Below are 13355 nucleotides of genomic sequence, written 5' to 3' on the forward strand. Positions count from 1 at the left end.
ACATTGACTTAACGGTCTTGGAAACATACAATAGAGGTGTTATTCACATGCTTCAGCAGCATTAAAGCATGCAAATAGTAAGCTTATCTTAATGGGTTAGCTGCCAAAAAAGGATAAAGAAGAGTATGAAAAGATGCGGAATAGGCGTAACATGCTCAATAACAATAGATTATAAACATCGCTCATAACTTGCGTATTTGCGACCAACTTTGCCGTTGGTTGTTTTTACGCGAGTTATGAGAGGCACTTTGTAAAGAAAATTCAGCATTTATATGTCTTACTTGTAGCGCACCACCGATGCTACATACGCTACTTGATTAGCGTTTTTAGTTGTCAAAATATCACTCTTCAATGGAAGAGCCAAAAGGAAAAAGAAGTGTCCTATGAAGCACACGAATCAATACATTGTAAGCCATCTTGCGATTCTTTTTTAAAAATATCATTTCCTACCACTACGTGGTTAACGACTAACAAAACAATAAAAAATAGAGTATCTATTATCTGTACTATTTCTAACACTAATTTCATGTAGAAACGATTCAAGAAGCACAAAGACTGTATCAAGCATCAATGAGACATTAACATCTAACTCTGTGAAAACAATGAATATCCTATAACTTCCGATCATGCGAAAAATGCAATAGTAGTGTATTCCACATCAGAATTTCAAGATGCTGTTGTGTCAGGAAAGAGATGAGGAAAAGCCGTCAAACAGGCTTTATATCACGAAAGGTGGAGCGAATTGTTTTCATACCATATTTACCAAAGAGCAATCTTGCCAATTTTCCCTAAATCAAGTGAGGCTGTTGATACTCCAAGAGCCTTGAACACCTTGCTCATGGTTGGTATACTGATACTGTAGCCTTTCTCCAATCTTGAAATTTGAGCACGCTTCACACCTATTCGCTCTCCCAATTCTTCTTGGGTGAGATTCTGTTCAACCCTTGCTTTCTTTATCGCTTCCCCAATTCTGTGAGCATGTAAGGCATTCTCTACCTTGCGTTCGTGTTCGTCTCTTTCAGGAGTTCCTTTCTTACCTAAAAGTTCGTCTTTCACTTCCTCGAAGGAATAAAGTTTCATGTTACCTATCTGTTTCATACCGTCTATTTGTTTTTAAGTTCAAAGTATTGTTTCATTATGGCTTCCGCCTTCGCAATCTCCTTTTTTGGAGTCTTTTGTGTTTTCTTTATTATTCCGTGTGTAACTATTACTAACGTCTGTGTATCTGTGTCCCAAAAGGCAAACAGACGGTAAGCTATCCCGTTATAAAGAGTGCGAAATTCCCAAATATCAGAGTTATCTAACTTCTTGAAAAGTTCGCTGTTCCTTTCTCCTCCTAATACTCTATCCACGTTATAGATTATCTTTCTATACGCTGGTTTTGGTAGATTTTGGAGAAATTTCTTTGCTTCTTCTAATAAAACAAGTTGAAATGTTACCATACATGTTGGTTATTTGCAAATGCAAAGATAGTATTTTGTTTACAAAACAAGAAACATTTCTAACGTATTTTGTACGGCAGCGTATCATTTTTACCCATTCAAAAAGAGGTTGGTGCAGGATGCTACCAACCTCGAGGGATGATTTCGTAAAATTCGAAATCTAAAAATATGAGACAAATATACCTTTTATAATTGATAAAAACAAATTTTTGAACGAAAAAACTACAAAATTTAACATACTCGTGTTTTTACTTAAAAAACATACAGAATTGTCACAAAGATTTAACATTGCAATCTTAAAACGTAGGACAATATTTAGTATCTTTGCGATAAGAACTTTTTATTATCCATTTAAAACATAATAGTATGAACAAAATTTTACGCATTTCAGTAATGAGTTTGCTCGCTTTGATAAGCAGCATCACCTTTGCACAAGTGACATTTGACGCAAATGTAGACAAAGGAACACAAACAGGAAATGGAAAACCTGACCAAGTAAGCAAAGACGGTGTCACTCTTTCGTGTACAGATGCTGCACTTGCAGCCGTTAATTACAATACAAAGAAAGGCGAATACCGTTTCTATAAAGGTTCAAGCGTAACCCTATCTGCGGCTGACAAAAATATTGTAAAAGTAGAGATGACCTGCTCAGGCGATAAAAGATATGCGGCATCCAACTTTGCAGCACATGAAGGTTTGGTAATAGCCAAAGAAACAGCTACATGGACAGGTAAAGCTACTTCTATCACTTTTAAGGCTTCGAAACAAGTACGCGCCTATAAAGTAGTGGTTACCTTAGAAGGTGGAGCCGTTACTCCTACCCCTGAAGTACAAACAGTAGATAACATAGCTGCGTTTAAGGCATTATCTGACGGTACTACCGCTCAATTAAAATTGAATAATGCACAGGTACTCTACACATGGACCAGCAACAAAGGCCACACCAGCACTTACATCCATGACACTACAGGTGCCTTGTTGTTGTTCGACTGTGGGCTAACCCTCGAAGAAAACAAGATATTGAACGGTGAAGTAACCTTGAAACTGACAGACCATAATGGACTGCCCGAAGGTAAGAAAACCGATAAAACCAACGCTGACGGGTTGACCATCACAGATGGTACACCAGCAAAACCAAAGGTCATCACGCCCGACAAGGCAAGCGAGAACCTATCTGAATTGGTACAAGTAGAAGGAGTGACCATACAGAGCGAAAAATCTGGAAAGTACACCAACTACTACGCCCACGTTGGAGATCAAAAGATTCAACTGTATAACGGTTTTCACTTGGATGCCTACAATGATCTTTCTCCGTTTGAGGGCATGCAGAATCAAACCGTAAAGGGTATTGTAAGCATGTACAGTGGTCAACCACAAATCTATATCATCAACATTGAAACAACTACGGGCATTGACACCGTGAACCAAATCGACAGTGCTATCAACGACAATGCGCCTATGTACAACTTGGCTGGACAGCGTGTTGGCAAGGAATATAAGGGCGTTGTGATACAAAACGGAAAGAAGTTTATCAATCGATAACCTTTACACCTTATATATATGATAGACAGCCCTGCCAACAAATCGTGACAGGGCTGTCGCTTTATATTTTCATCAACTCTCCATGAGTGGTTCAGGAGAGAACTTGCTATCATCTATGTCTCGTGAAAGGTGAACTGTAGGAACACTATGACCTATGCGTTACGCAGCATTTCCGCACATTGCTCTGCACATCGCTCGCCATCAATGGCAGCCGAGACAATGCCACCTGCATATCCTGCACCCTCGCCACAAGGGAACAAGCCTTGCATGCGCACATGCTGCAAGCTATCGGGATGACGCAGAATGCGGACAGGCGATGAGGTTCGAGTTTCTGTAGCTATCAACACAGCCTCATTTGTTAAGAATCCATGGCTACGCTTGCCAAACACTCGGAAAGCTTCTTGCAAACGCTTCACGATGAAAGGCGGCATCCAAAAGTGCAACGGACTACTGATGAGTCCAGGCGCATAGCTCGATGAAGGCAAATCAAACGACAGTCTGTTGTTGACAAAGTCTGCCATTCGCTGTGCAGGAGCGGTTTGCTTCATATTGCCTTGCTGCCAACAATGTCGTTCCAATTGCTCCTGAAATTGCATCATGATGAGCTTATCAGAGATGGGCTCATCGTCCATAGGCGTAAGCATATCATGACTCTTCACATCTTCTGGATGCAATTCTACCACCATCCCCGAGTTAGACCATTTAGTACCTCGATTGCTGGGACTCATCCCATTCACCACGATTTGCTGTGGTCCCGTCGCTGCGGGTATCACAAAGCCACCGGGACACATACAAAATGAATATACACCGCGCTCTTGTGCTTGGCACACAAATGAATATTCGGCAGCTGGTAGATATTTTCCCCTGCCTTGTTTTTGGTGATATTGTATCTGATCGATGAGCATTGACGGATGTTCCAACCGCACACCCACAGCCAAAGCCTTAGGTTCTATCCCTATGTGCTGCTTGTCTAAATAGCGATACACATCACGTGCGCTATGCCCTGTCGCCAAAATTACAGGTCCTTGAAAAGTGAGTTGCCGACCAGTTGGCAGGTCGATGGCTTCAACACCAACGACTTGACTATCGTGCGGAGAGACTTGTAACGATGTCATCTTCGTTTGAAAATGCACTTCTCCCCCACTTTTCAAAATAGTATGGCGCATGTTTTCAATCACCTTGGGCAACTTGTCCGTACCAATATGTGGATGAGCATCAGCCAATATGGCAGTAGAAGCACCATGCTGGCAAAAAACATTCAAAATCTTATCAACACTTCCGCGCTTCTTTGACCGTGTATATAGCTTGCCGTCCGAATAAGCTCCAGCTCCTCCTTCACCAAAACAATAATTACTTTCGGCATCCACCTGTTGTGTTTTGGCAATCTGTGCCAAGTCTTTTTTACGTTCACGAACATCTTTCCCACGCTCCAAAACGATTGGACACAATCCTTCTTCTATGAGTCTTAAAGCAGCGAATAGTCCTCCAGGTCCTGCTCCCACCACGACAACCCGTGGACGTTGCGAAACATCAGGATAGTTGGTTCGAACAAAATCTTCCTCTTCAGGCTCTTCATTGATAAAGACACGCACCTTCAGATTGACAAAAACTGTACGCTGACGAGCATCAATAGAGCGCTTCAATACACGTACATGTTTAATTGTTCGGGCGTCTATACCTTTATCTTTAGCCAAAAATCCAATGATAGACTCTTGAGAAGCGGCAAGGTGTGGCAATATTCTTATTTGATATTCTTGAATCATAACGGCTGATATAAAATGTTTAATGACAAAAGTTCATTGACAAAAGTAACCTTTTTTTAGCTTTTTGGGCAGAGTTGACGTACATTTCTTTATAATTGATGTGATAAGAAGACACAAAAAGCTCGTGAAGCTCAATGGAATACATGACTTTGATGAAAATAACATAAATATTTTCCTTTTATTTATTTGGTTTCTTAAAATAGAATTGATATATTTGCAGAGATTTTTTCAAAAAAACTATGAAGAAGACATCGGTGCTATTGGTTGACGAAAACAAATAGACTATCGTGAACTACGCACACCCTGCTATAACGATGCAGGCAAAACTGAAACAAATTAATGTTTTAACCTAATTCTATAAATATGAAAAGACGATTATTCTTGATGATGTCGTTCCTTCTCTTCATGATAGGAACTGCATTTGCACAAACAGATGTGTCAGGAACCATTATTTCAAAAGAGGATGGACAACCCATTGTGGGAGCTACCATTCAAGTTGTTGGTTCTGGCACAGGAGCTATCTCGGACATTGACGGTAAGTTTAAGCTAACCCTGCCACAAGGCAGAAAGACGCTACGTATCTCGTACGTTGGAATGGAGTCACAAGATGTAACTGCGAAAAGTAACATGCGCATTGTCATGATTCCTGTACAGAAAAGCATTGACGAAGTGATTGTTGTGGCGTATGGTACTGCTAAGAAATCAGCCTTTACTGGTTCGGCTAAAGTATTAGAAAGCGATGACCTTACCAAGGTTCAAAGCACGAACCCTATTGAAGCCATGAAAGGAAAAGTTGCAGGTGTACAGATGGTTAGCAGCTCAGGTGCACCAGGTAGCACGTCAGCCATTCGCATACGTGGTATCAGCTCCATTAATGCAGGCAATGCCCCATTAATTATTTTAGATGGTGCGCCCTACGATGGCAATCTTAACTTAATCAACCCACAAGAAATAGAAAGCCAAACGGTACTGAAAGATGCTGCATCCGCTGCTTTGTATGGCGCTCGTGGTGCCAATGGTGTGATACTTATCACCACTAAGAATGGGCGCAAAGGACGCTCCTCCATTACTGTTGACGCAAAAGTAGGAGCAAACAGCAAACAAATGCCACTTCACAATTACGTAAACAATCCTGCTGGATATTACGAGCTTTATTTTAATGGACTTTACAATTATGCAGTAAACAAGCTTAACATGAGTCAAGATCAGGCGCTTGGTTGGGCAAACCAAAACCTTGTTGATCCAAATCCTGATAACTCATACAGCTTGGGATACAATGTTTATAACGTTCCTGAAGGAGAATGGATGATAGGACGAAACCTTAAATTAAATCCACATGCCACCTTGGGCAGAGTTATTGAGAACAATGGAAAAAAATATATGTTGATGCCTGATGATTGGATGAAAGAATCATTTAGAACAGGTGTTCGACAAGAATATTCTATGACAGCCAACGGTTCCACTGATAAGAGTAGTTTCTTCGGCTCAGCCAGCTACCTAAAGATTGATGGCATTACACCAGGTTCTGATTATTCTCGTTTCTCATCTCGTTTGAAAGCAGACTATCAAATGAAAACTTGGCTGAAATTGTTTGGAAACTTCAGCTACTCACACTATGAAACGAACTCTTTGCGAAACGATGGTAAAAGCAACACACCTACCAACCTGTTTGCAATGGCACAAATGGCACCTATTTATCCATTGTATATCCGCGACGCTGAAGGCAACATTCTTATTAATCAAAATACAAATTTACCAGAAGTTGACTATGGTAACGGAGCTGTACTTGGACTTACCAGACAGTTTATGAAAGACGGTAACCCTTTGAACGATAGCCAAATTAACCATAATGGCGGTATTGGACACAACGCTACTGCTGCGGGAACAGCCGAAATTAGATTCTTGAAAGATTTTAAGTTCACATCGTCTAATAGTGCTTTAATCGGTGAATACCGAGGCACTACAACATACAATCCCTGGTTTGGTGAAACTGCATCGCAAAAAGGACATATATTTAAGAAACACGATCGTACATGGACGTACAACTTGCAACAGCTATTGAATTATCATCATGTGTTTGATGCACACGATGTAGAAGTAATGCTGGGACATGAGTACTTTAGAAGTCATTATGAAGAGTTGAGCGCAGACAAGCTCAAAACATTCTCTAACGAGAGCGTAGAACTCGATCAAGCAGTACAGGTAGGTCAAAGTGGTTCATATGCCAGCGATTATAATACAGAAGGCTGGTTTGGACGCGCACAATATAACTACGAAGGAAGATACTTCACATCGGTTTCTTATCGCCGTGACGGCTCTTCACGTTTCCATCCCGATCATCGCTGGGGTAACTTTTGGTCACTTGGTGGCGCATGGAATATCAATCAAGAAAAATGGTTTGATAGTAAAATCGTTGACTTACTTAAATTTAAGATTTCTTACGGCGAGCAAGGTAACGATCGTATTGGCGCATTCCGTTACACAACGACATACAATATAGAAAATTCGAATGGTGAAGTTTCTTTAACTCCAAACTCTTTAGGTAATGACAAGATTACATGGGAAAAGGGTGGAAATATGAACACTGGTATTGAGTTTTCGCTTTGGAATGGGAGACTTAATGGTGATATCGAATATTTCTATCGCACCACAACCGATATGCTATCATGGGTAAAGACTCCAGGCTCCACAGGTTTTGCTGGTTATTACAATAACGTGGGCGACATGCGCAATAGCGGTTTAGAAATTGACCTTAACGGAGACATCGTTCGCACAAAGGACATTACATGGAGTGCCAATGTGAACTTTACAACTTATAAAAATAAGATTACGCGTTTAGCAGACAACCGAAAGAATAGCGAGATTGATGGTGTTCGGGGATATAACGACGGATCCTATTTTTATGGTGAGGGATTGCCTATCTACACTTGGCGACTTTATAAATATGCTGGCGTAGATCAGAATACAGGTGAGGCTCTATATTACAAGAAGATATACAAGACTGATGATAAAAATCAAATTGTAAAAGACGCAAACGGTAACGATATTGTAGAAAAAGAAATTACGACAACCAATGCAGGAGAAGCATCGTACTACACATGTGGCACCAGTTTGCCTGATGCCTATGGCGGTTTTGGAACCAGCTTGAATGCTTATGGCTTTGATCTCTCTATCGACTTCAACTATCAAATTGGTGGAAACGTATTAGACGGTGCTTATATTAGCGCAATGAATATGAACCGTGGCGCACAAATGCATGCCGATTTGCTGAACGCTTGGACGCCTCAAAATAAAAATACAGATATTCCACGACTACAATACGGTGACGTAAATGCAAATAAATTATCCGACAGATTCTTGATAAATGGTAGCTATTTATGCTTGCAAAACATCACATTAGGCTACACACTGCCAAATAGAATTACTACTCTATTGGGATTAGAGAAGATGAGAATATATGCTGTTGGCGACAATATTTGGTTGTGGTCAAAACGCCAAGGATTAGATCCACGTCAATACATTGATGGTGGTGCTGGTAATGCAAGTTATTCGCCTATTCGTACAATATCTGGTGGTGTTTCTATAACCTTCTAATAATAAAACCTAAGAACTATGAAAATGAAAAATATATTGAAAATTGCTCCTATTATTGGAGCAATAGCAAGTAGCACACTGCTATCTGGATGTTTACAAGAAACATTTCCTACAGATGTGGCAACACAGAAGCAGGTACAGAGTTCAGCAAATGCAACTGAAAACCTTGTGGGTGCCATTACAACTCAAGCTAAGAGTATCTACAGCGATCCATATTCATGGGGATATGGTGCAGTTATGCACGTTAGAGACGTAATGACAGCTGACATAGCAACCTTATCCTACCAAAACTGGGATTGGTTCTGGTTTTGGACCGATTGCAAAGAAATTGGTGCTCCATGGGCTGTAACACAATTTATATGGGAATGGCAATACCAATATGTACTCACTACAAACAATGTTATTGGACTGGTAGATCCCGAAAAGGCTACCGATTTCCAAAAGGGTGCTTTAGCCATAGCTTATGCAAACCGAGCAATGATTTACTTGGATTTAGCACGAATGTACGAGTTTTTACCCAATGATAAAACAGTAGGTAAAAGTGACACTGGCAAAGATATTACAGGTCTCACTGTTCCTATCGTAAAAGCAGGAATGGATCAACAGCAAATGGCAAACAATCCACGTGCGAAGAAAGAAGACATGGTGAAGTTTATCAAAGAAGATTTAGACCAAGCCGAAAAATACATGAAATATGTAACCGACACCAAAGGAAACACGTTCCCAAACATGGCATGTGTTGAAGGTCTGCGCGCACGTCTTTACATGTGGCTTGAAGACTATCCTAATGCCAAGAAGTATGCACGATTAGCCATAGATAAAAGTGGTGTACCTATCATGACAAAAGAAGATTGCTTGGACATCAACAAGGGTTTCAATGACATTTCCAAATGGATGTGGGGTGTGCAATATACAGATCAAGATGCAGGTTTGAAAAGTGAATGGGCTAATTGGACCTGTTGGATGTCGAACGAAGTGCAATATGGATACACCGCAAAGGGTGCAACCCAAATGATTGGCAGAAGTGTTTACGATCGCATTAGCGACAACGACTGGCGCAAACTGGAATTTAAGGCTCCAGAAGGCTCACCGCTTTACGATAAAGTTCCATTTCTAAATGCAACATACAAAGAGAAACTCCCTGCCTATGCTTCCTTAAAATTCCGTCCCAACAAAGGTGATGATAAAAGCTTTAAGGTAGGACAAGCCTCAGCATATCCTATGATGCGCGTAGAAGAAATGTATTTCATCGAAGCAGAAGCAGCTGCACACCAAAACCTTGCAGAAGGTAAAAAGCTGTTAGAACAATTCATGAAGACACGTAATGACAAATACGAATGCAAAGCAAAGACACAAGATGACCTTGTAGAAGAAATTGTTTTCCAAAAGCGTGTTGAACTTTGGGGCGAAGGACAATCATTCTTCGACATCAAGCGATTGAACTATTCTGTAACAAGAGGCTATCCTGGTACTAACTTTGTACCCGAAGTAAGATTGAACAGCAAAGGTAGACCTGCATGGATGAACTTTGTTATCGTTGACCAAGAGATTATGTCCAATCCTATTTTACGAGATCAAAACAATCCAGATCCATCAGAAAAATACAGTCCTTGGATTGGAGAATAACGCCATCAATACAAAATTATAGCAATTATGAAAAAGACATATCATACGTTAAGAGCCATACTCCTATTTGTATGCGTTACATTGTGCGCATCCTGTGTAGAAGAGTATGAATACGAGCCTGCAACATTAACCGCAGGAAAGCCAGAAACTGAACAAGCTTTTTTATTAACAAATTCTAATGTCATATACTTAGAAAACAGTATGCCACAAACATTAGAAGTGAACGTTGTACGACCTGATAAATCTGCAGCTGGTTCTATAAAACTTGTTTCAGATAACGATAAATTCAAAGTACCACAGAGTATTGACTTTAAGGCTGGTGAAAAATCTAAACTTGTCAAGATAAACTTTGACATGAAACCTACAACATCTGAACAAGTAACCATCAAAGTGGCGGATGAAAATGCCTATAATTATGCAAGTACAAAGGTGAATATAACGGTCAATAGGTACACAAAACATAGTGCAAATTGGCAAAGTTGGTTCTATGGTTACACATTCGAAGACATAGAAATCATGGAATGTCCTAAAGATATGTTCACTATCAGAGGGCAACATTTCAAGGCTGAATGGATTGACAGTGATTTGGGCAACATTACATTTTGGAAAGATGAAAAAGGATTGTTACACATGAAGCCACAATATATTCATCGACAGAATTGGAAAGATGCTGGATTAAAAGATTTTTGGATTGTAGGTTTATTCGGTGATAGCGAGCAGCTTTGGAAGAAGGCAGACATTGACGCTTTGACCAAGGATGAATGTGGCAAATATCATCCAGAAGACGACACCTTCGAGTTATGGTTCCACTGGTACTCCCCCGATTTCGGTTGGTGGGTCAACAATCAGAATCCGGAATGGATTGCGCTTTTGGACTAAAAAAAATGAGCGAACAATAAAAAGATAACACACGCTGTGTTATCATCAATTACAACCCAATGGGTGGTGGGAGAACTCTCGCCAATGCCCATTGGGTTTTTCTATCTACTGAAACAAAAATATTTATGATGAGACTAAGATTATTTACTACTTTTTTCCTTATCTTGTTGCTCACCCTCTCGGCATCGGCAAGACCTCGCACCATGGCACAACTCAAGGCCATCGCTGCTCGAGAACTTTCTGTATCTACGACAGTCGAAAATACGAGAGGCACAAGTATTAGCAACATGGAAACGCTTCAACAATTGTCAGACTTGATCGTGATTGGCAATCACCATGTGGGTTTCGTGGTATTGGCAAACGATGACGCCATTGAAGCCGTTGTCGGTGTATCGAACAAGCCATATACCAACGACACAAACATCAATCCTGCCTTTCAATGGTACTTACGGGCAGCCAACGCAGCCATAGCCAATCGCATAGCAAACGGACAACATTACAGTGCTGCCATTGCCCCAGCGGCACCCCTACCCGACCATGTAGATCCACTCATTGAAACGAAATGGCAACAAAAAGCACCGTTTAACAACGATGTGCAAAAGGATGCTAACGGCAACCCCTATCTTGTGGGATGCGTGGCAATCGCCATGACGCAGATTATGCGCTATTACAAGTATCCTGCAAAGGGCAAAGGTTCGAACACCTATTCCATGAACGGTGAGACGCTCACTGCCGACTTTTCCGCATCTCCTTATCAGTGGGACAAGATGTTGCCTATCTATGAAAAAGGAAAATACACTGACGAAGAGGCGAAAGCTGTGTCAGAGTTGATGCGACAGGTGGGCATTTCCGTCAATATGGATTATAAACCTAACTTCAGTTCCTCGTACACAAAATCTGCACAAAACGCATTGATTAACAATTTCGGCTACAATCCCAACATGAATCGCTACACTCGCAACTACTATTCTGAACAAGAATGGATGGACATGGTGTATAAGGAATTGTCTGAGCAACGCCCCATTTATTATTCGGGCAACGACTCGAAAGGGAAAAACGGTCACGCTTTTGTAATCGATGGTTATAACGCAGAAGGCAAAGTATATGTCAATTGGGGCTGGGGAGGCTATGAAGACGGCTACTTCGACATTGGTATTTTGACACCAGAGAATAGCGGCGACTACAGTTACTACCAAGACATGATTGTTGGCATTCAGCCAGAGCAGCAAGGAGCGTGGAGGAGTCACCTCACATTATACTATGGCAATGAGCTAACAATAGATAAGTTTGGTAAGAGATCCATTTCCGTGGCTGAAATCCAATTGTGGAACGTGAGCAGCTCCACGCTTAATGGCGAATTCCAACTCGTCATCGAGGGGAATGGCATCTTGCGCAACTTGGTCTCAATTGACTACACGGCAAAAGACAGTTACAGTATATCTTACCCATGGCAAAAAATCCTCATTCCTAAAGACCTGCCCGATGGCGATTATCAAATCTACCCACGGTTCAAAGACGATCGGGATACTGATTGGCAAATAGTAAGGGCAGAATACGGCAAGAAGAACAGTGTAATAATTCATGTTACCAATGACGCCGTCGCTATCAAGGACAAGCGCACCAATTACGACTGGGTAACAGCCATTGAGACACCAACGGTCAGCGATGCCGAAGCACCCATCAGCGTGTACAACTTGCAAGGTCACAAGCTATTACAACTACCCGCAGCCGCTTTCTCAATAAGCCAACTTCCCACACATGGCATCTTTATTATAAAGCAAGGAACAAAGACGACAAAGGTGGTCAGATAACCCACAAAGCACAACTCAACGGGTTAACAGCCTTGACTCATTGAAATATAACTTTTAGAGCATTGGATTGCAACATTTATCCAATGCTCTATTTTTTTCTTATTTTTAGTATTGGGTTCATATCAGAACCAACGAAAGCACTTCCAAAAGTATATTTTTGTCCTGTAATTTTACCAAAAATCGACCATTGAAAATCTCTGAAATAGAAAAAATCAATAGGCAAACGAGCTGCAAAAATGGGCTGATTTTACCAAATTAAACATCTTTTCAAGCAGGAACATTGACTTTACGCCCTTGGAAACATGTATTAGAGGTGTTATTCACATGCTTCAACGACATTAAAGCATGCAAATAACAAGCTTAGAACAATGCTTTAACCGCCAAGAAAGGGTAAAAAATGGTGCTAAAAGCGAATGCTTAATCGCAACATATTAAATAACAACAAGTTATGAACATCGCTCATTTTTAGCGTATTTGCGACCAACTTTGCCGTTGGTTGTTTTCACGCGAGTTTTGAGAGGCACTTTGTAAAGAAAATTCAGCATTTATTTTTCTTCCTTGTAGCGTATCATCCATATTATCTACGCTATTTATTTTGTGTCTTTTCGCAGTAGAAAATATCACTCTTCAATAAAAGAGCAGGACACGATTCTTTCATTTAGAAATGATATATTTTGTTATTGTAAACAGCGTAGAAG

At 40.7% G+C, this 13355-nt stretch carries 8 protein-coding genes; 5 read left to right on the forward strand and 3 right to left on the reverse strand.

The window, feature by feature from the left end:
* Nucleotides 1-759 precede the first annotated feature (759 nt).
* Nucleotides 760-1098 (reverse strand): helix-turn-helix domain-containing protein, encoded by a 339-nt coding sequence (locus HMPREF9304_RS08660; protein WP_036928243.1) that lies wholly within the window; start codon nucleotides 1096-1098, stop codon nucleotides 760-762.
* 5 nt (nucleotides 1099-1103) lie between these two features.
* Nucleotides 1104-1442 carry a type II toxin-antitoxin system RelE/ParE family toxin gene (locus HMPREF9304_RS08665; RefSeq protein ID WP_036928245.1) on the reverse strand — a complete coding sequence of 113 codons (339 nt, stop codon included), beginning with the start codon at nucleotides 1440-1442 and terminating at the stop codon, nucleotides 1104-1106.
* Between the two features lie 366 nt (nucleotides 1443-1808).
* On the opposite strand from HMPREF9304_RS08665, the gene HMPREF9304_RS08670 reads away from it, so the two are divergent.
* On the forward strand, nucleotides 1809-2984 hold the full coding sequence (locus tag HMPREF9304_RS08670) for a hypothetical protein (protein ID WP_036928247.1): 1176 nt from the start codon (nucleotides 1809-1811) through the stop codon (nucleotides 2982-2984).
* A gap of 152 nt (nucleotides 2985-3136) precedes the next feature.
* Here HMPREF9304_RS08670 and HMPREF9304_RS08675 read toward each other — a convergent pair whose 3' ends face one another.
* A complete protein-coding gene (locus HMPREF9304_RS08675) occupies nucleotides 3137-4747 on the reverse strand; it encodes an NAD(P)/FAD-dependent oxidoreductase (RefSeq protein WP_036928249.1) in 1611 nt (536 codons plus the stop codon).
* A gap of 363 nt (nucleotides 4748-5110) precedes the next feature.
* On the opposite strand from HMPREF9304_RS08675, the gene HMPREF9304_RS08685 reads away from it, so the two are divergent.
* From HMPREF9304_RS08685 to HMPREF9304_RS08700, 4 genes are all read left to right on the forward strand, one after another.
* Entirely contained in the window at nucleotides 5111-8341 is a 3231-nt protein-coding gene (locus HMPREF9304_RS08685) for a SusC/RagA family TonB-linked outer membrane protein (RefSeq protein ID WP_036928252.1), read from the forward strand.
* An 18-nt stretch (nucleotides 8342-8359) separates the two neighbouring features.
* Nucleotides 8360-9967 (forward strand): RagB/SusD family nutrient uptake outer membrane protein, encoded by a 1608-nt coding sequence (locus HMPREF9304_RS08690; RefSeq protein WP_036928253.1) that lies wholly within the window; start codon nucleotides 8360-8362, stop codon nucleotides 9965-9967.
* Nucleotides 9968-9994: 27 nt separating this feature from the next.
* Nucleotides 9995-10846 carry a hypothetical protein gene (locus HMPREF9304_RS08695; protein WP_036928255.1) on the forward strand — a complete coding sequence of 284 codons (852 nt, stop codon included), beginning with the start codon at nucleotides 9995-9997 and terminating at the stop codon, nucleotides 10844-10846.
* 125 nt (nucleotides 10847-10971) lie between these two features.
* Nucleotides 10972-12657, forward strand: a complete 1686-nt coding sequence (locus HMPREF9304_RS08700; protein ID WP_231564503.1) for a C10 family peptidase — start codon at nucleotides 10972-10974, stop codon at nucleotides 12655-12657.
* The last annotated feature ends 698 nt before the right edge of the window (nucleotides 12658-13355 follow it).

This window comes from Hoylesella timonensis S9-PR14, assembly GCF_000762405.1.
Taxonomy (GTDB): domain Bacteria; phylum Bacteroidota; class Bacteroidia; order Bacteroidales; family Bacteroidaceae; genus Prevotella; species Prevotella timonensis_A.